Source organism: Pseudomonas sp. IT-P260 (assembly GCF_949768395.1).
GTDB classification, from domain to species: Bacteria; Pseudomonadota; Gammaproteobacteria; order Pseudomonadales; family Pseudomonadaceae; genus Aquipseudomonas; species Aquipseudomonas parakoreensis.
The window spans coordinates 14,338-34,022 of the sequence record NZ_CATKPO010000012.1 but is presented as its reverse complement, the minus strand read 5'-3'; the positions used below and the strand labels follow the sequence as shown (position 1 = coordinate 34,022).

General features: G+C 61.6%; 16 protein-coding genes. 8 read left to right on the top strand and 8 right to left on the bottom strand.

What is annotated here, in order from left to right; genetic code table 11:
* Nucleotides 1-26: 26 nt before the first annotated feature.
* The 5 genes from purT to ACM6HV_RS10665 form a co-directional block, all read right to left on the bottom strand.
* A complete protein-coding gene (gene purT / locus ACM6HV_RS10685) occupies nucleotides 27-1,208 on the bottom strand; it encodes a formate-dependent phosphoribosylglycinamide formyltransferase (protein ID WP_003221968.1) in 1,182 nt (393 codons plus the stop codon).
* A gap of 99 nt (nucleotides 1,209-1,307) precedes the next feature.
* Nucleotides 1,308-1,775, bottom strand: a complete 468-nt coding sequence (locus ACM6HV_RS10680; protein ID WP_414904166.1) for a preQ0 transporter — start codon at nucleotides 1,773-1,775, stop codon at nucleotides 1,308-1,310.
* A 136-nt stretch (nucleotides 1,776-1,911) separates the two neighbouring features.
* The gene (locus tag ACM6HV_RS10675) at nucleotides 1,912-2,127 is read right to left on the bottom strand and encodes a DUF1289 domain-containing protein (RefSeq protein ID WP_047292731.1); all 216 of its coding nucleotides are present in this window, start codon (nucleotides 2,125-2,127) and stop codon (nucleotides 1,912-1,914) included.
* A complete protein-coding gene (locus ACM6HV_RS10670; RefSeq protein WP_007954617.1) occupies nucleotides 2,124-2,648 on the bottom strand; it encodes a gamma carbonic anhydrase family protein in 525 nt (174 codons plus the stop codon). The genes ACM6HV_RS10675 and ACM6HV_RS10670 overlap by 4 nt, the downstream gene beginning before the upstream one ends.
* A 47-nt stretch (nucleotides 2,649-2,695) precedes the next feature.
* Entirely contained in the window at nucleotides 2,696-3,295 is a 600-nt protein-coding gene (locus tag ACM6HV_RS10665; protein ID WP_007967803.1) for a CoA pyrophosphatase, read from the bottom strand.
* A 146-nt stretch (nucleotides 3,296-3,441) separates the two neighbouring features.
* On the opposite strand from ACM6HV_RS10665, the gene ACM6HV_RS10660 reads away from it, so the two are divergent.
* From ACM6HV_RS10660 to nagE, 7 genes are all read left to right on the top strand, one after another.
* Nucleotides 3,442-3,993: an NUDIX hydrolase gene (locus tag ACM6HV_RS10660; protein WP_145597560.1), complete on the top strand. Its 552-nt coding sequence runs from the start codon at nucleotides 3,442-3,444 to the stop codon at nucleotides 3,991-3,993.
* Between the two features lie 84 nt (nucleotides 3,994-4,077).
* Nucleotides 4,078-4,593: a L,D-transpeptidase family protein gene (locus ACM6HV_RS10655; protein ID WP_041063109.1), complete on the top strand. Its 516-nt coding sequence runs from the start codon at nucleotides 4,078-4,080 to the stop codon at nucleotides 4,591-4,593.
* Nucleotides 4,594-4,876: 283 nt separating this feature from the next.
* On the top strand, nucleotides 4,877-5,608 hold the full coding sequence (locus ACM6HV_RS10650; RefSeq protein ID WP_027610964.1) for a GntR family transcriptional regulator: 732 nt from the start codon (nucleotides 4,877-4,879) through the stop codon (nucleotides 5,606-5,608).
* A gap of 30 nt (nucleotides 5,609-5,638) precedes the next feature.
* Complete coding sequence (nagA, locus tag ACM6HV_RS10645; protein WP_414904165.1) at nucleotides 5,639-6,745, top strand: N-acetylglucosamine-6-phosphate deacetylase; 1,107 nt, start codon at nucleotides 5,639-5,641, stop codon at nucleotides 6,743-6,745.
* Nucleotides 6,726-7,748, top strand: a complete 1,023-nt coding sequence (locus tag ACM6HV_RS10640) for an SIS domain-containing protein (protein ID WP_414904164.1) — start codon at nucleotides 6,726-6,728, stop codon at nucleotides 7,746-7,748. The genes nagA and ACM6HV_RS10640 overlap by 20 nt, the downstream gene beginning before the upstream one ends.
* A gap of 142 nt (nucleotides 7,749-7,890) precedes the next feature.
* A complete protein-coding gene (gene ptsP, locus ACM6HV_RS10635) occupies nucleotides 7,891-10,404 on the top strand; it encodes a phosphoenolpyruvate--protein phosphotransferase (RefSeq protein WP_414904163.1) in 2,514 nt (837 codons plus the stop codon).
* A 35-nt stretch (nucleotides 10,405-10,439) separates the two neighbouring features.
* A complete protein-coding gene (gene nagE / locus ACM6HV_RS10630) occupies nucleotides 10,440-12,155 on the top strand; it encodes an N-acetylglucosamine-specific PTS transporter subunit IIBC (RefSeq protein ID WP_414904162.1) in 1,716 nt (571 codons plus the stop codon).
* A 122-nt stretch (nucleotides 12,156-12,277) separates the two neighbouring features.
* Here the strand turns inward: nagE and ACM6HV_RS10625 are convergent, their stop codons facing one another.
* The 3 genes from ACM6HV_RS10625 to purL all read right to left on the bottom strand — a co-directional run bounded on the left by ACM6HV_RS10625 (nucleotide 12,278) and on the right by purL (nucleotide 17,865).
* Nucleotides 12,278-12,640: a DUF6124 family protein gene (locus tag ACM6HV_RS10625; RefSeq protein WP_414904161.1), complete on the bottom strand. Its 363-nt coding sequence runs from the start codon at nucleotides 12,638-12,640 to the stop codon at nucleotides 12,278-12,280.
* Nucleotides 12,641-13,651: 1,011 nt separating this feature from the next.
* The gene (locus tag ACM6HV_RS10620; protein WP_414904160.1) at nucleotides 13,652-13,963 is read right to left on the bottom strand and encodes an NGG1p interacting factor NIF3; all 312 of its coding nucleotides are present in this window, start codon (nucleotides 13,961-13,963) and stop codon (nucleotides 13,652-13,654) included.
* A 5-nt stretch (nucleotides 13,964-13,968) separates the two neighbouring features.
* Nucleotides 13,969-17,865 (bottom strand): phosphoribosylformylglycinamidine synthase, encoded by a 3,897-nt coding sequence (gene purL, locus ACM6HV_RS10615; RefSeq protein ID WP_414904159.1) that lies wholly within the window; start codon nucleotides 17,863-17,865, stop codon nucleotides 13,969-13,971.
* Between the two features lie 285 nt (nucleotides 17,866-18,150).
* Between purL and mltF the strand changes: the two genes are divergently transcribed.
* On the top strand, nucleotides 18,151-19,611 hold the full coding sequence (gene mltF, locus ACM6HV_RS10610) for a membrane-bound lytic murein transglycosylase MltF (RefSeq protein ID WP_095667434.1): 1,461 nt from the start codon (nucleotides 18,151-18,153) through the stop codon (nucleotides 19,609-19,611).
* Nucleotides 19,612-19,685: the final 74 nt, after the last annotated feature.

Sequence of the window (19,685 nt, the reverse complement as noted above, 5' to 3'; positions counted from 1 at the left end):
CCTGCTCGCGAATGCCGCGCCTCGGTTTACAGCTCTACAACAACAGCCTGAGCCGCACGGGTCGCCTTGGCACGAGCCGCCTCAATCGACTCATCCCGCGCCAACGCCACGCCCATCCGGCGCTGACCGTTGACTTCAGGCTTGCCGAACAGCCGCAGTGCCGTATCCGGCTCGCTCAGCGCTGCGCCAAGGTTGGCGAACGCGGTCTGGGTCGACTGCCCTTCCACCAGAATCACCGCCGAAGCCGACGGGCCGAACTGACGGATCAGCGGCACCGGCAGACCGAGAATGGCGCGCGCGTGCAGGGCGAACTGCGACAGGTCCTGAGAAATCAGGGTCACCAGACCGGTGTCGTGCGGGCGCGGCGAAACTTCGCTGAACCACACCTGATCGCCTTTGATGAACAGCTCGACGCCGAACAGACCACGACCACCCAGGGCCTCGGTCACGGCTTTGGCCACGCGCTCGGACTCAGCCAGAGCAATCGGGCTCATGGCCTGTGGCTGCCAGGATTCCTGATAGTCGCCCTTTTCCTGACGGTGACCGACAGGTGCGCAGAACGTGGTACCGCCGATGTGGCGCACGGTCAGCAGAGTGATTTCGTAGTCGAAATCGATGAAGCCTTCGATGATCACCCGACCTTTGCCGGCGCGACCGCCCTCTTGCGCATAGTCCCAGGCTTTCTGCACGTCATCGGCGCTGCGCAGCAGGCTCTGGCCTTTGCCCGACGAGCTCATGACTGGCTTGACCACGCACGGGAAGCCCAGATCCTGAACGGCTTTGCTGTAATCCTCGAAGGTGTCGGCAAAGTGGTACGGCGAGGTCGGCAGGTCCAGCTCTTCAGCGGCCAGGCGACGGATGCCTTCGCGGTTCATGGTCAATTGCGCGGCGCGGGCGGTCGGAATCACGGTGAAGCCTTCGGCTTCCAGCTCGACCAGGGTGGCGGTGGCGATGGCTTCGATTTCCGGCACGATGAAGTGTGGCTTCTCGGCTTCGATGACTGCACGCAGCGCGGCGCCGTCGAGCATGTTGATCACGTGGCTGCGGTGCGCCACCTGCATGGCCGGCGCGTTGGCGTAACGGTCGACGGCAATCACTTCAACGCCCAGGCGTTGCAGCTCGATCACCACTTCCTTGCCCAACTCACCACAGCCACACAGCAATACGCGGGTCGCGGTTGGCGACAATGGAGTTCCGATACGGGTCATCTCAGGTCCTCAAAGAAGCGGATCATCGAGGAAAGCAACGCCAGACGCGCTTTCCATGGGGAGAAAGCGCGGCATTTTACATGAACCGCAGGGTTTGGCTCAGCTGGCGACAGCCTGTTTGCGCTCGCGCCAGGCCATGATCAGCCAGACGGCAGTAACACCGGCGAACTTCGAGGTCAATGCGGTGATGATCACCGGTGGCGTCATCAGGTCGATCATGCCGAAAAAGATGAAGGTATCGAGGGGAATGCTCAGCGCCGAACTGATCCACAGGCGGTCGCGCAACGGCCGTTTGGTGATGCTGAAGACCAGCCAGTCGATGCACTCGGAGATCGCAAACGCCGTGGCGCTGGCCAGGGCGATGGAAGGATCCGAGGTGACGTAGGACAACACCAGCGCCACCAGCATCGCCACGATGGCACCGTGGCCGAAACGGGTTTGCACCATGTCGCGCAACACAAACACCAATCCGCCCCAGGCCGACCAGATGATGTCCAGGTGTGGCGCGGTGGAGAAAGCGAAGTTGATCAGCACGACACTGCTGATGTAGGCGATGAGGAAAATCATGCTGGCGACCTGGGAAATTGGCGCACAGGTTACTTCAGGCAAAGCAGAAGCAAAAGATCGCAGCCTGCGGCAGCTCCTACATGGGAATGCGATCTTCCTGTAGGAGCTGCCGCAGGCTGCGATCTTTTGATCTTCGCTACTTGTTGGGGGGCGCCGGGATCATCCACACCAACCCACTGGCCTTCGCCCGCTCATGACACAACTCGAGCACAACCCGCCGCTCGTCGTTGGTCATGCGGCCCCAGCGGGTGATCTCCGCGACCGTGCGCTGGCAACCGGTGCAGATATCGTCCTCATCCAGCGCACAGATATTCACACACGGCGAGGCAACCGGTCTTTCGGGAGTACTCATTCTTCCTGCTCGACCAGATCACGCGCATAGCGCTGCGAGTTATGCACATAGTGCGCGGCGCTGGCTTCGAGCATTTTCTTCTGCGGCTCGGTCAGTTCACGCACGACCTTGCCCGGCGACCCCATCACCAGCGAGCCATCGGGGATTTCCTTGCCTTCGCCGATCAGCGAATTGGCGCCGATGATGCAGTTCTTGCCGATTTTCGCGCCGTTGAGGATCACCGCGTTGATGCCAATCAGGCTGTAGTCGCCAACGGTGCAGCCGTGGAGCATGGCGTTGTGGCCGATGGTCACGCCAGTGCCGATGGTCAGCGGATAGCCCATGTCGGTGTGCATCACCGTGCCATCCTGGACGTTGCTGTTCTTGCCGATCAGGATCAGCTCGTTGTCGCCGCGCAGCACGGCGTTGAACCAGACGTTGGCGCCTTCTTCCAGCTTGACCTTGCCCACCAGCACGGCATTGGGTGCAACCCAGCTCTGTGGATGGGTCTCGACGCGGGCGTCGCCCAGGCGGTATTTCATCTTGTTTTCCTCAGGGCTCACGATGACGGGCCATTCGAGCGATGGATTCAGGTGTTGATATAGCTTTTGGGCGGGTGATGCAGGCTGATCTGTTCGTCATAGAGCAGATTGATCAGCTCGACAATCATGATAGCGGTCAATCCCCAGATCTTGAATTCGCCGTAACGATAACTCGGCACGTACCAGCTGCGGCCTTGGTAATCGATGCGATGCGTGTGCTCACGCGGGTCTTTGCGGAAGAACTCCAGCGGCACGTTGAATACCGCTGCGATCTCGGCATCGTTGGCCTGGTACTCGACGAAATCCGGGATAACCCCGACATACGGCGTGACCTTGATGCCGTGCAGGGAGATCAGCGGGCTGAGCGGGCCGATGACTTCGACCAGCCCCGGTGGCAGGCCGATTTCTTCTTCGGCTTCGCGCAGCGCGGTAAAAATCAGGTCAGGGTCTTCCGGGTCGCGGCGACCGCCGGGAAAGGCCACTTCGCCGCCATGGGTCGAGAGGCCGCTGGCCCGCAGGGTCAGCACCAGCTCGGGCTCGTCACTGCGGGTGATCGGCACCAGAACAGCGGCCTCGGGGAAACGTTTATCGGTCTCCAGCGTGCGCGGTGTGTGGTTGCTTACCCTATGCAGTAGCTCGTCCAGCATGAGTGTTCTCGATCTGTGCCTTACCCTGCATCATGCACCAATCATTGCAGCCGCCCAAGCCCTTCGCCGGGCCATGTCGCGAAACGACAACTTGCCGACCGACACCGCTGCACGCCAAGATAGGCGCAGCATTCAGGAACCCCAGCATGAAATTTTGCAGCCAGTGCGGCAACCCGGTGACCCAGCGCATTCCCGAAGGCGACTCGCGGCTGCGATTTGTCTGTGAGAGCTGTCAGACCATTCACTATCAAAACCCCAATATCGTCGCCGGTTGTGTCGCGACCTGGGGTCGCCAGGTGCTGCTCTGCCGCCGTGCCATCGAACCACGCCTGGGTTACTGGACGCTGCCCGCCGGCTTCATGGAAAACGGCGAGACCATCGAACAGGCCGCGATCCGCGAAACCGCCGAGGAAGCCTGCGCCAGAGTGCGCAATCTGAGCATCTATACCCTGATCGATGTGCCGCACATCAGCCAGGTGCATGTGTTCTTTCGCGCAGAACTGGCCGACCTGGACTTCGCGGCCGGCCCCGAAAGCCTCGAAGTGCAACTATTCGACGAAGCCGACATTCCCTGGGACGAGCTGGCTTTCCGCACCGTGGGGCGTACCTTAGAATGCTTCTTCGCTGATCGCCGCGCCGAAAACTACCCGGTTCGCTCCGAATCGATTCCGCCGCTGGCTCAGCCTGCCATTAGCTGACTCAAAAAATCAAAAGATCAAAAGATCGCAGCCTTCGGCAGCTCCTACACTTAACGTTGCGTCACTCTTTGGGGAATTGTTTCAATGCGCTGGTTGTTTGCTCTGTTTTGCCTGTCATTCGTCTCAGTCTCCCAAGCGTCCTTCGTGACCACCGTGACGCCGTCGAACACCCCGCTGATCGAAAAAATCCTGGTGCTCAAATCGGCGCATCAACTGCAATTGATCGCCGACGGCAAGCCGATCAAGACCTATCGAATTTCCCTGGGCAAGGGCGCGAAAAAAGGTCCGAAACTGATTGAAGGCGACAAACGCACGCCCGAAGGTTTCTATTGGATCGACTGGCGCAAGGTCAGCGAGAAATTCAATCTGGCGATGCACATCTCCTACCCGAACATCAGCGATTCGGCCCGCGCCCGCCGCGAAGGCGTCGAGCCTGGCGGGATGATCATGATTCACGGCACGCCGGATTCTGAAGAAACCCCGGAAGACCTGTTCCACACCCTGGACTGGACCGACGGCTGCATCGCCATGCGCAACATGGACATGCGTGAAGTCTGGGGTCTGGTGCCAGACGGCACGATGATCGAGATTCGTCCTTAACCAGCGACCACTGGTCACCAGAAAAAAAATAAATCAAAAGATCGCAGCCTGCGGCAGCGCCTACAGGGTTGATACCACTTCCCACTGCAGGAGCTGCCGCAGGCTGCGATCTTTTGCTTTTTACAGCCCACCCCTAATACCACTTCAAACCACAACCCCCGAAACCCGCCATTTCATTGGGCTACACGCCAATTCACTGCGTTGACATGGTATTCAAGTGGTATTAATTTCCGCCCCACAAGCGAGCCACAACAATCCTATACTCGCGTCGGAAATGACCTACATGAACGACCTCCAGGCCCTACGCCCAGATGACTCCCAGCCGACACCGCTGTACCTGCAGCTGGCGCGCAATCTGGAATCGGCGATCCATTCCGGGCAATGGAAGGCTGAACAGGCGATGCCTTCCGAGCGCAACCTCAGCGAGCAACTCGGCATCTCCCGGGTCACCGCGCGCAAGGCACTGGAAGTGCTCCTCGATCAAGGTCTGATCCGCCGCCTGCAAGGTTCCGGCACCTTCATCACCCCACGCCTGGAACAACCGCTGTCACGCCTCTCGGGCTTCAGCGAAATGCTCCGCCTCAAGGGTTTCGTCCCCAGCTCGCAGTGGCTGGAGCGCGAAATCACCCTGCCGACTCACGAAGAACTGATCCGCCTGAGCCTGTCGCCGAACGACAAGGTGGCGCGCATGAAACGCCTGCGCAAGGCCGACGACACCGTGATGGCCATCGAGATGAGCACCCTGCCCGCCTCGATCATGCCCAAGCCGCACCTGGTCGGCGATTCGCTCTACGAGTACCTCGACGGCATCGGCAAACCGATCGTCCGCGCCCTGCAGCACATCCAGGCGATCAACGCCTCGGACGAGTTCGCCGCACTGGTCGGCATCGCCCCCGGCACCGCCATGCTGCTGATGACCCGGGTCGGCTATCTGGAAGACAACACGCCGATCGAAGTCACCGACACCTATTGCCGCAACGACTACTACGACTTTGTTGCAGAGCTTCGCCGCTGACCGGCAGCCAGGCCAAACGAGAGAAGCAAAATGTCCGAAGACAACATCCTCACCGCCAGCGGCTGGGTTCGCGGCCGGCTGATTCACGAACACGGTAAAGTCGTGTCGATCGAAGGCGTGCCCTGCGATCCGGCCGACAATGACCTGCCGTACCTGCTGCCGGGTTTCATCGACCTGCACGTCCACGGCGGTGGTGGCAAAGACATCATGGAAGGCGCCAGCGCCTTCGAAACCATCACCAAAACCCACGTGCGCTTCGGCACCACCTCGCTGCTGGCCACTACCATGACCGCACCGAGCGCCGAGATTTCAAGCGTGCTGAAAGAAGTCGGCGAGTTCTGCGAACAGCGTCCGCAAGGCGCCGCCCGCGTCCTTGGTGTGCACCTGGAAGGCCCGTACATCAACCCCGGCAAACTCGGCGCGCAGCCGAATTTCGCACATACCGCGTTGATGGACGAGGTCGAGCAATACCTCGCGCTGGCGCCGATCCGGGTGATCACCATCGCCCCGGAAATCGCCGGCCACGACGGGTTGATCCGTGAGCTGAGCAGCCGCGGGATCCGCATGCAGATTGGCCACACCCTCGGCAGCTACGAGGAAGGCGTTGCCGCCCTCGATGCCGGCGCCACCAGTTTCACCCATTTGTACAACGCCATGAGCCCGCTGCATCACCGCGAGCCGGGGATCGTCGGCGCCGCGCTGGCCCACGCCAAATTCGCCGAACTGATCCCGGACTTGCTGCACGTGCATCCCGGTGCGATCCGCGTGGCCCTGCGTTCGATCCCGTGCCTGTACTGCGTCACCGATTCGACCGCCGCCGCCGGCATGCCCGACGGTGAATACAAGCTGGGCAGCCATACCGTGACCAAATGCCTGGGCGGCGTGCGCCTGCCCGACGGCACGCTGGCCGGCAGCACCTTGACCATGGATCAGGCCCTGCGCAACCTGGTGAAGATCGGATTGCCGATCGCCGAGGCCTCGCAGCGCCTGTCGCAATTTCCCGCAGACTACCTCGGCATCACCGAACGCGGGCGCCTCGAACCGGGCGCCTGGGCCGACTGCGTGCGGCTGGATCGCTCACTCACACTGACCGCCGTCATGGTCGAAGGAGAAGACATTGACTTCAAAAATGCTTGAAGAGGCGCTGTCCTCGTTCGAGGCCGTGCAAGCCCAACTGCAACAGCTCGACCCGCAGATGATCGAGATCGCCGGGCGCCTGCGCCGTCAGCCGCCGCAAGTGGCAATGACGGTCGCGCGCGGCAGTTCCGACCACGCGGCGAGCTACTTCGCCTACCTGACCATGCAGCAACTGGGGGTGCCCGTGGCGTCGTTGCCGATGTCGGTGGTGACCATGCAACAGGCGCCGCTGAAGGTCAGCGGTCAGGTGGCGTTCGCGTTCTCGCAATCGGGGCAGAGCCCGGATCTGGTCAACAGCCTGCGTCTACTGCGCAAGCGTGGCGCGCTGAGTGTGTCGATGGTCAACGCCGCCGATTCGCCACTGGAAGCGGCGTGTGAATTCAGCCTGCCGCTGCTCGCCGGCACCGAAAGCAGCGTCGCCGCGACCAAGAGTTTCATCGCCACCCTCAGCGCCAGCGCCCGCCTGATCGCGCACTGGAAAGAAGACAACGAACTGCTGGAAGCGCACAACGCCCTGCCCGAAGGTCTGCGCGAAGCGGCAAAACAGGACTGGAGCAGCGCGATCGACGCCTTGCGCGATTGCGAACGGCTGATGGTCATCGGCCGTGGCGCCGGTTTTGCCATCGCCCAAGAGGCCGCGCTGAAGTTCAAGGAAACCTCGGCGATTCAGGCCGAAGCCTTCAGCAGCGCCGAAGTCCGTCACGGCCCGATGGCACTGATCGACGAGCATTACCCGCTGCTGGTGTTCGCCCCACGCGGTGCCGAACAGGCCGGTCTGATCAGCCTTGCGGCAGAGATGCGTCAACGCGGTGCCCGCGTGCTGCTGGCCGCGCCGGACGACATTCTCGAACGCGACCTGACCCTGAGCCGCGCCGAACACCCGGCCCTCGACCCGATTCTGGCGATCCAGAGCTTCTACGTGATGGCCGCTGGCCTGGCCGTGGCCCGCGGCATGAACCCGGATCAGCCGCGCCACCTGAGCAAAGTGACCCGTACGCACTGACCACTGTTTAGGCATGTAACCCGTGTAGGAGCTGCCGAAGGCTGCGATCTTTTGATTTTGACGTTCAAAAAAACAAGATCAAAAGATCGCAGCCTGCGGCAGCTCCTACAGGGGAAAGCGAAATTACTGATGAGACCGAGCCATGCACAACAACAATAAAGAGCTGACCCTCAGCGCCCCGCTCAGCGGCCCGGTGCTCACGCTCGCCAAAGTCCCGGACGCGGTGTTCGCCAGTGGCGCGATGGGCGACGGTATCGCCATCGACCCGTTGAATGACACCCTGTACTCGCCCTGTGCCGGGGAGATCATCCACGTCGCACGCACCGCCCACGCGCTGACCGTGCGCGCCGACAACGGCGCGGAAATCCTCCTGCATCTTGGCCTGGACACTGTCGAACTGAACGGCGAAGGCTTCTCGATGCTGGTCAAGCAAGGCACGCGGGTCGACAAGGGCCAACCGTTGTTGCGCTACGACCTGGACAAGGTCGGCCAGCAGTGCAAAAGCCTGGTCAGCCTGTTGATCCTGACCAACAGCCAGGACTTCCAGGTGCGCCCGATCACGCTCAAAGCGGTGAAGGTCGGCGAGCCGTTGCTGCACATCATTGCTCGTACCAGTACGGCGGCGAATGCTGAAGTGTTGGGTGGGCCAGCGGTGCAGGCGCAGGTGTTGGTGGCCCATCGTGGCGGTCTGCATGCACGTCCTGCGGCGCTGATTCGCCAGACCGCACAAGGTTTCAAGAGCCAGTCGCAGCTGCACTTCGCCGGCAAATCGGCGCCGTGCAACAGCCTGATCGGGCTAATGGGCCTGGCCATCGGCGAGCAGGATGAGGTGCAGGTCAGCTGTCAGGGACCGGACGCCGAAGCTGCGCTGCAGGCTTTGCTCAATGCGCTGGCGACCGCCCTGCCCGACGATCATCACGCCGCTGCGCCGGCCAGCTCCGCACCGCGCAAACGTCCCTCCGAGGCTGGTGTATTGCAGGGTGTGTGCGCCGCACCGGGTCTGGTCGGCGGGCCGCTGTTTCGCTTGAATGCGATCAGCCTGCCGGCAGATACGGGCAGCCATGATCCGCTGGTGCAACAGGAGGTGCTGGAGTCGGCGCTGAAGCAGGTTCGCAACGAAATCAACGCCACGCTAGCCCAAGCGAAAAAGCACAAGAGCACCGACGAAGAAGCGATCTTCGCCGCGCACCTGGCCCTGCTCGAAGACCCGGCCCTGCTCGACGCCGCGCAGCATTCCATCGATCAAGGCACAGCGGCGACTCACGCCTGGAGCCAGTCGATCGACATGCAGTGCGAAGTGCTGCAATACACCGGCAGCGCACTGCTGGCCGAACGTGCCAACGACCTGCGCGACCTCAAGCAACGGGTGCTGCGCGCCGTGCTCGGCGAAGCCTGGCATTACGACGTGCCGGCCGGCGCCATCGTTGCTGCGCATGAACTGACGCCGTCGGATCTGCTGCAACTCAGCGCGCAGGGTGTCGCCGGGTTGTGCATGGCCGAGGGCGGCGCGACTTCGCACGTGGCGATTCTGGCGCGCGGCAAAGGTCTGCCGTGCCTGGTTGCACTGGGCGCCGCTTTACTCGATCAAGCACAAGGTCAGTCGGTGGTGCTGGATGCCGATGGCGGTCGCCTCGAACTGACGCCGAGCGCCGAACGTCTGGCTGAGGTCCAGCAGGCGCAAATCGACCGTCAGCAACGCCGCGATGCGCAACAGGCCAAGGCGCATCTGCCCGCAGAAACCCGCAATGGCGTGGCCATTGAAGTGGTCGCCAACGTTGCCTCCAGCCATGAAGCGGCGGACGCCTTTGTCAACGGCGCCGATGGCGTCGGCCTGCTGCGCACCGAGTTTCTGTTCGTCGACCGGCAAACCGCGCCGGACGTCGAAGAGCAGCGCTCTGCCTATCAAGCCGTGCTCGATGCCATGGGTGAACACTCGGTGATCATCCGCACCATCGACGTCGGCGGCGACAAGCAACTCGACTACCTGCCGCTGCCTGCCGAAGCCAACCCGGTACTCGGCTTGCGTGGCATTCGTCTGGCTCAGGCCCGTCCGGAAATCCTCGATCAACAACTGCGCGCACTGCTGCAAGTCAGCCCGCTGCGCCGTTGCCGGATCCTGTTGCCGATGGTCACCGAAGTCGATGAACTGCTGCACATCCGTCAGCGGGTCGATGCGCTGTGCCTGGAACTGAACATCAGCCAGCGCCCGGAAATCGGCGTGATGATCGAAGTCCCCGCCGCCGCGCTGCAAGCCGAACAACTGGCCGAGCACGCCGACTTTCTCTCGATCGGTACCAACGATCTATCGCAATACACCTTGGCCATGGACCGCGACCACGCAGGTCTCGCCGCTCGCGTCGATGCCCTGCACCCGGCGTTGCTGCGGCTGATCGCCATGACCTGCGCAGGCGCGGCGGTGCACAAACGCTGGGTTGGCGTGTGCGGTGCCCTCGCCTCCGATCCACTGGCGACACCAGTGCTGATCGGCCTCGGCGTGACCGAGCTGTCGGTGAGCCCGGTGCAAATCGGTGAAATCAAGGATCGCGTGCGCCAGTTGCACGAGGCCGAATGCCAACGCCTCAGCCTGGACCTGTTGAAACTCAACAGCGCCGCTGCGGTTCGTCACGCCTGCCACCAGCATTGGCCTCTGCACTAACAACAAGCTCTCTATAAAGAGCAGGGAGAACCACCATGTACCAACTCTTCATCGAAGGCCTGCAACGCCTCGGCCGCGCGCTGATGCTGCCGATCGCGATCCTGCCGATTGCCGGCCTGCTGCTGCGTCTGGGTGACACCGACCTGTTGAACATTGCGATCATTCACGATGCCGGGCAAGTGATCTTCGCCAACCTGGCGATGATCTTCGCCATCGGCATCGCCGTCGGGTTTGCCAAGGACAACAACGGCACCGCGGGTTTGGCCGGGGTGATCGGTTACCTGGTGATGATCTCCACGCTCAAGGTGCTCGACCCGAGCATCAACATGGGCATGCTCGCCGGGATCGTCAGCGGCCTGATGGCCGGCGCGCTGTACAACCGCTTCAAGGACATCAAGCTGCCGGAGTACCTGGCATTCTTCGGCGGCCGGCGCTTCGTGCCGATCGTCACCGGGTTCGCCGCCGTCGCGCTGGGCGTGGTGTTCGGCTACATCTGGCCGCCGATCCAGCACGGCATCAACAGCTTCGGCAGCCTGATGATGGAAAGCGGCAGCTTCGGCGCCTTCGTCTTCGGCGTGTTCAACCGCCTGCTGATCGTCACCGGCCTGCACCACATCCTCAACAACATGGCGTGGTTCGTGTTCGGCAACTTCACCGATCCGACCACCGGTGCACTGGTCACCGGCGACCTGTCACGCTACTTCGCCGGCGATCCAAAGGGCGGCCAGTTCATGACCGGCATGTTCCCGATGATGATCTTCGGCCTGCCCGCCGCGTGCCTGGCGATGTACCGCAACGCCTTGCCAGAGCGGCGCAAGGTCATGGGCGGGATCTTCCTGTCGATGGCCCTGACTTCGTTCCTTACCGGCGTGACCGAGCCCATCGAATTCGCCTTCATGTTCCTCGCCCCGCTGCTGTATCTGCTGCATGCGCTGCTGACCGGCCTGTCGATGGCGATCACCAATGCGCTGAACATCCACCTGGGTTTCACCTTCTCCGGCGGCTTCATCGACATGGTGCTGGGTTGGGGGCGCTCGACCAATGGCTGGCTGGTGATTCCGGTCGGGCTGGCGTATGCCGTGGTGTATTACGCGGTGTTTGATTTCTGTATTCGTCGTTTCAATTTGAAGACGCCGGGACGTGAGGATGTGGCGTCGGCCGAAAAGTCGGTGCTGACAGAAAACGAACGTGCGGCTGCGTACATCAAAGCCTTGGGCGGTGCCGAGAATCTGGTCACAGTTGGCGCCTGCACGACTCGTCTGCGCCTGGAAATGGTTGATCGCAACAAGGCTTCCGACGCTGATTTGAAAGCGCTGGGCGCGATGGCCGTGGTACGCCCGGGCAAAGGCGGCAGCTTGCAGGTGGTGGTCGGGCCATTGGCCGACAGCATCGCCGACGAAATCCGCCTCGCCATGCCAGCGCTTGGGCGTGCGTTGGTGGCTGCGCCTGCTGCGGTGGTCGAGGAATCGAAAGCTGTATTGGTCGCTGCACCGGAAGCTCAACAATGGCTGACTGCGTTGGGCGGTAGCGAGAATGTGATGCAGCTGGACTGCATCGCACTGACGCGTATTCGTGTGCAACTGGCCGATGGCAAAGCGTTGTCCGAGGCTCAGTTGAAAGAGTTGGGTTGCCAGGGTGTCAGCCCGTTGGAAGGTGGGGTCTGGCATTTGTTGATTGGTGAGAAAGCGGCGAGTTTGAGTGGGGCGATTGAGGCGTTGGTTAATCGGAGTGAGGTCAGCGCCAAGGTTTGACTCGCCGGCGTCTGGGCGGGCCTCTTCCCGAGCAAGCTCGCTCCCACATTGACCTGTGTACGCCGGTCAAATGTGGGAGCGGGCTTGCTCGCGAAGAACGATAACGCGGTGAACCTGAGAGATCAGGTCTGTGGATCGACTCGATCCAGCGCTCGATTTACCGCGAGTTCGGCGAGCATGACGATCTGCTGGATGGCAAGAGCGGTGCTGCGTTGCAGACCGCTGAGCTCGTTGGCGAAGTTGCTGGCCATGGCACTGGCGCAGGCCAACGATTCGTAGGCGTGGGCTAGCAGGGTTTCGGAGTCGACGTTGGGGTTGACCAGGAACATCGTGCCGGACTGATGCGCCTGGGCGGGCTGCGGGGTGAAGTAGAAATCGACAGCGCACTTGATGGCTTCGCGGTCTTTCGTCAGGTCTTCGACGCGGATGGCGTCGGCGGGTGGAGATGTGGCTCTGTGGGGTGGGTCGGGGATCAGTTTGTCCATCGAACAAGTCCTTTTAAGTGTTGTAGCCACTTGCTCCCGATCTCACTCGGAGAAGAGGTGGCAGCCATGTACGGAGTGAGATTACCGGTAAGGACCCCAAATCCGGCCGGACCGAAGTCCGCCCGTACATAGCCGCCATAAGGAATTGCTGACAGCGAAAGCTGGCCGCAATTATGGGGGCACTTGTCTGGGGATCCAAATCGGGTATCTCACCTCCCGATCGCTGAATTGGCAGCGACAGACAAAGCCTAGAGACCGGACGTCCGAGGGACAACCTGAAAACCTTGTGGGAAGGTTCTGGTAATTCCACACACTCTTAAACACAAAACATCCCGTGTAGGAGCTGCCGAAGGCTGCGATCTTTTGATCTGCCCTTTGACTGTAAAAAACCAAAGTCAAAAGATCGCAGCCTTCGGCAGCTCCTATAGGTGAGTACTGCACCCGATAGAAATTGGTCGGCTGTCAGGCCGCCATCGCTGGCAAGCCAGCTCCCATATTTTTAACTTGTGAACACCGCCATGCGGCGAAGCCGCCCCACTCCAGGATGAGCGCAAGCTCGGCTGTGGCTTTTGATCTTGATCCACGGGCGACGTCGGAAGGCTGAGTGGAGGGATTGATCCGGGCGTGGGAGCGCAGCGACCGTTTGGCGAAGCCAAACACAGCGAGAGGAGGTGCAGCGAAGCAAACCGTAGGCGCTGCGCCCGGATCGAGCCCGCAGCGAAGGGACCCCGAGCCCCAGCGAGCGGGCCAAACGCAGGAGCAAGCGTTTTTTTGCTTACTTTTTTTAGGCGTTTGTAAAAAAAGTGAGTCGCCGTAAGGGCGAAACCCTAAGCAGCCGTTACCGCAGCAACGGATATGTACCCGATCAGTCAGAACATCATCGCCTGATCCGACGCCTTCGCGAGCAGGCTCGCTCCCACATTGGAACCCCATTGCCCGGAAAATCGCAGGCAACAAAAAAACCGCAGACAATCACTCATCTGCGGGTTTCTCATTCCAGCGGAAGGAAGATCAGAAATCCTCCAGCCGCCACACCTCATAAGCCGGCGTCTCGTAAGGGTGGCTCAGCTTGAGAGCAGCCACCACCTCACGAATCAACGCGTCACAAACCACAAGCTCAACCTTCCATTCCTCGACCCGCTCAACCTGCCCCGCCTCGCCAATGAACGGCTGACTGCCGTCCAACGGTCGAAACTGACCAGACCCAGGCACCTGCCACGCACAGTGGTCATAGTCACCGATCCGCCCACCACCGGCAGCGAATACAGCGTCCTTGACCACCTCGACATGACTGTCAGGAACAAAAAACGCGAGCTTGTACACAGGCCTCAGTTCACCCAGACGCGCGCGTTACGGAACATGCGCATCCAAGGAGCATCTTCGGTCCAGTCCTCCGAACGCCACGAGTTCTGCACCGCGCGGAACACCCGCTCCGGGTGCGGCATCATGATCGTCACACGACCGTCGCGGCTGGTAAGGCCGGTGATCCCGCGCGGCGAACCGTTCGGGTTGGCCGGGTAGGCTTCGGTGACCTTGCCGTGGTTGTCGACGAAACGCATCGCCACGCAACCGGACAGATCGGCTTCCAGCAGGGCTTCTTCGCTGGAGAACTCGGCATGGCCTTCACCGTGCGCGATGGCGATCGGCATCCGCGAACCGGCCATGCCCTGCAGGAAGATCGAGTTCGATTCCTGGATCTGCACCATCGCCACGCGCGCTTCGAACTGCTCGGAGCGGTTGCGCACGAAGTGTGGCCAGAATTCGCTGCCCGGGATCAGCTCGTGCAGGTTGGACATCATCTGGCAACCGTTGCACACGCCGAGGGTGAAGCTGTCGTTACGTTCGAAGAAGCCCTGGAACGCATCGCGGGCACGGCTGTTGAACAGCGCCGACTTGGCCCAGCCTTCACCGGCGCCGAGGACGTCGCCGTAGGAGAAACCGCCGCAGGCCACCAGGCCTTTGAACTCGTTCAGGTCGACACGGCCAGCGAGAATATCGCTCATGTGCACGTCGATCGCGTTGAAACCGGCGCGGTCGAATGCGGCGGCCATTTCCACCTGACCGTTGACGCCCTGCTCACGCAGCACGGCCACCTGGGGGCGGATGCCTTTCTTGATGTAAGGCGCGGCGATGTCCTGGTTGACGTCGTAGCTCAGCTTGACGCTCAGGCCCGGGTTGTCTTCTTCCAGCAGCGCGTCGAACTCTTGCTCGGCGCAGTCGGCGTTGTCGCGCAGACGCTGGATCTGGTAGCTGGTTTCAGCCCAGGTACGTTGCAGCAGACGACGCTGGCCTTCGAACACGGTGTCACCGTTGAAGGTGATGTTGATCTGGCCATTGTTGATCGGCTGACCGATCACCGACACGCAGTCGCCCAGACCGGCTGCGCTGAACTGCGCGAGGATATCTGGCGTGGCGTCCTGACGAACCTGGATCACGGCACCCAGTTCTTCGTTGAACAGGATCGCGGCGATTTCTGCCGAGGATTCAGCAACGCTGTCGAGGTTCAGGCTCAGACCGCAGTGGCCGGCGAAGGCCATTTCCACCACGGAGGTCAGCAGACCACCGTCGGAACGGTCGTGGTAAGCCAGCAGGTGACCGTCGGCGTTGAGGCCCTGGATCACCGCGAAGAAGGCCTTCAGGTCTTCCGCGTCGTCGACGTCCGGTGCCTGCTTGCCGAGCTTGCCGTGAACCTGAGCGAGGATCGAGGCACCCATGCGGTTCTGACCGCGACCAAGGTCGATCAGGATCAGGTCGGTGGTGCCCTTGTCCATGCGCAGTTCCGGGGTCAGGGTCTGACGGATGTCAGCCACTGGGGCGAAACCGGTCACGATCAGCGACATCGGCGAGGTCACGGTTTTTTCTTCACCGTTGTCGTTCCAGCGGGTGGCCATGGACATCGAGTCCTTGCCGACCGGAATGGTGATGCCCAGCTCAGGGCACAGTTCCATGCCGACCGCTTTCACGGTGTCGTACAGACGCGCGTCTTCGCCCGGGTGGCCGGCAGCGGACATCCAGTTCGCCGACAGTTTGATGTCGGAAATCTTGTTGATGCGCGAAGCGGCAATGTTGGTCAGGGTTTCGCCGATGGCCATGCGGCCCGACGCCGGAGCGTCCAGCAGCGCCAGCGGAGTACGCTCGCCCATGGCCATCGCTTCACCGGTATAGACGTCGAAACTGGTGGCGGTGACGGCGACGTCGGCCACCGGAACCTGCCATGGGCCAACCATCTGGTCACGGGCCACGAGGCCGGTGATGGTGCGGTCGCCGATGGTGATCAGGAAGCTTTTGCTCGCCACGGCCGGATGGTGCAGGACGCGCTCGATGGAATCGGCGATGTCGAGGTTCGACGGATCGAAATCGTCGCCCAGCTCGGCTTCGCGCACCACCGAACGGTGCATGCGCGGCGCCTTGCCCAGCAACACTTCCAGCGGCATGTCCACCGGGTTGTTGCCGAAGTGGCTGTCGGTCACGGTCAGTTGCGGTTCAGCGGTGGCTTCACCAACAACGGCAAACGGGCAACGCTCGCGTTCGCAGATCGCCTTGAAGCGCTCGAAGTCAGCCGGGCCGACTGCCAGAACGTAACGTTCCTGGGATTCGTTGGACCAGATTTCGTGCGGGGCCATGCCCGGCTCGTCGTTTGGAATGTTGCGCAGTTCGAAACGGCCACCGCGGTCGCCGTCGTTGACCAGTTCCGGGAAGGCGTTGGACAGACCGCCCGCGCCCACGTCGTGGATGAAGCTGATCGGGTTCTTGTCGCCCAGCTGCCAGCAACGGTCGATGACTTCCTGGCAGCGACGCTCCATCTCAGGGTTTTCACGCTGTACGGAAGCGAAGTCGAGATCCGCCGAGCTGGTGCCGGTGGCCATCGAGGACGCGGCGCCGCCGCCCAGACCGATGAGCATCGCCGGGCCGCCGAGGACGATCAGCTTGGAGCCGACGACGATCTCGCCTTTCTTGACGTGCTCTTCACGGATGTTGCCCATGCCGCCAGCCAACATGATCGGCTTGTGGTAACCGCGAACTTCGTCACCGTGCGGGGTGCTGATCGATTGTTCGAAGGTACGGAAGTAGCCTGTCAGGGCCGGACGACCGAATTCGTTGTTGAACGCGGCGCCGCCCAGCGGGCCTTCGATCATGATGTCCAGCGCGGTAACGATGCGCTCAGGCTTGCCGTACGGCACTTCCCACGGCTGTTCGAAGCCCGGGATCTGCAGGTTGGACACGGTGAAACCGGTCAGGCCGGCCTTTGGCTTGGCGCCACGACCGGTGGCACCTTCGTCGCGGATCTCGCCACCGGAACCGGTGGACGCGCCCGGGAACGGGGCGATCGCGGTCGGGTGGTTGTGGGTCTCGACCTTCATCAGGATGTGCACCGGCTCCTGCACCGCGCCGTACTGGCGGGTTTCCGGATCCGGGAAGAAGCGGCCGGCGACGTTACCGACGATCACCGAAGCGTTGTCCTTATAAGCGGACAGCACGCCTTCGTTGTGCATCTGGTAGGTGTTCTTGATCATGCCGAACAGGCTTTTTTCCTGGCTCTCGCCGTCAATATCCCAACTGGCGTTGAAGATCTTGTGGCGGCAGTGCTCGGAGTTGGCCTGGGCGAACATCATCAGTTCGATGTCGTGCGGGTTGCGCTTGAGACCGTTGAAGGCGTTGACCAGATAGTCGATTTCGTCTTCGGCCAGGGCCAGGCCCAGCTCGGTGTTGGCTTTTTCCAGCGCGGCGCGGCCGCCACCGAGGATGTCGATCGCGGTCAGCGGTTTCGGCTCGGCGTGGCTGAACAGACCCGCGGCCTGTTCCAGATTGCCCAGGACGATCTGGGTCATGCGGTCATGCAGCACGTCGGCAATCTGCTGGGCTTCAATGTCGCTGAACTGGCCGGCCACGTAGAACGCGATGCCGCGCTCCAGACGCTGGATCTTGCTCAGGCCGCAGTTGCGGGCGATGTCGCTGGCCTTGCTCGACCATGGCGAGATGGTGCCGAAACGCGGCAACACCAGGAACAGACGACCGGTCGGCTCTTGTACCGGAACGCTTGGGCCGTACTTCAGAAGGCGCGCAAGCACCTGCTGTTCGTCGCCGGTCAGGACGCCGGTGACTTCGGCGAAGTGAGCGAATTCAGCATACAGGCCATTGACAGCTGGAACCTTCTGGCTCAGTTGCTCAAGGAGTTTGCTGTGGCGAAAGGCAGAAAGGGCAGGAGCGCCGCGCAGGATCAACATCTTCGGGACAGCCTCGGGAAGGGGTGTGCTTTGAGGCCGTGCATTCTAGCCTAAACCGCCCTCAACATCACCCGAAACGCTACGCACGGTTGCACTCGGATATCAATCTGTGTTTCTGCCTTTGAAGTCAAATTTCGAGAGTGCGCGGCCAACGCTTATTTTTTCTGTCACAAAATGCCGCTAAGCCCCATTCCTGCGGGGTTTCGTGCGGTTTTGTGATCTCTAGCAGACAAGCCCCTCACTGTCGAGATATGGCGCCCGCAGCCGTTTGCGTATACTGCGCACATGTTTTTCCCAACGGCTTTGCGTCCGCGGTACGCCAAATGGCTGATCGCAACCGGACTCTTCCTGATGCTCGGTGGTTGTGTTGATAAACCCAACACACTTGAGCGCGTAAAGGAGGATGGTGTGCTGCGGGTGATTACCCGTAACAGCCCCGCCACCTACTTTCAGGATCGCAGCGGTGAAACCGGCTTCGAATACGAGCTGGTGAAGCGCTTCGCCGACGATTTGGGGGTCGAGCTGAAGATCGAGACCGCCGACAACCTCGATGACCTGTTCAATCAGATCGGCAAGCCGAACGGCCCGGTACTGGCGGCGGCGGGCCTGGTCAGCAGCGAGGAGCGCAAGAAGCAGGTGCGGTTCTCCCACTCCTACCTCGAAGTCACCCCGCAGATCATCTACCGCAACGGCCAGTCGCGGCCTACCGACCCGGGCGATCTGGTCGGAAAGAAGATCATGGTGCTCAAGGGCAGCACCCACGCCGAACAACTGGCCGAGCTGAAAAAGAAGTTTCCGGGCATCGAATACGAAGAATCCGACGCTGTGGAAGTGGTCGACCTGCTGCGCATGGTCGATGAAGGTCAGATCGACCTGACCCTGGTCGATTCCAACGAAGTGGCAATGAACCAGGTGTACTTCACCAACATCCGCGTGGCCTTCGACCTCGGCGATGCGCGCAGTCAGAGCTGGGCCGTGGCCGCCGGCGAAGACAACAGCCTGCTCAACGAGATCAACGCCTACCTCGACAAGGTGCAGAAAAACGGCACCCTGCAGCGCCTGAAAGACCGTTACTACGGCCACGTCGATGTCCTCGGCTACATGGGCGCCACCACCTTCGCCCAGCACCTGCAGCAGCGCCTGCCCAAATACGAACAGCACTTCAAGGCCTACGCCAAGAAAGAGAAAATCGACTGGCGCCTGCTCGCGGCCATCGGTTATCAGGAATCGCTGTGGCAACCGGCAGTCACTTCGAAAACCGGCGTGCGCGGCTTGATGATGCTGACCCAGAACACCGCTCAGGCGATGGGCGTGTCGAACCGGCTCGATCCCAAGCAAAGCATCATGGGCGGCGCCAAGTACCTGGCCTACATGAAGGATCAGCTCGACGAATCGATTCAGGAACCGGACCGAACCTGGTTTGCCTTGGCGGCGTACAACGTCGGCAGCGGCCATCTGGATGACGCGCGCAAACTGGCGTCCCGCGAAGGCCTGAACCCGGACAAGTGGCTGGACGTGAAGAAGATGCTGCCGCGCCTGTCGCAGAAGCAGTGGTACAGCAAGACCCGCTACGGCTATGCCCGGGGCGGCGAGCCGGTGCATTTCGTGGCGAACATCCGTCGCTACTACGACATTCTGACCTGGGTGACCCAGCCGCAGCTCGAAGGCGATCAGGTGGCCGAGGGCAATCTGCATGTGCCGGGGATCGACAAGACCAAGCCGGCGCAAGAGCCTGCCCCGCTCTAACCAACACCCCAAAAAACAAATGCGGGAGCGAGCCTGCTCGCGAAGGCGTCGTGTCAGTCGACATCATGGTTGAC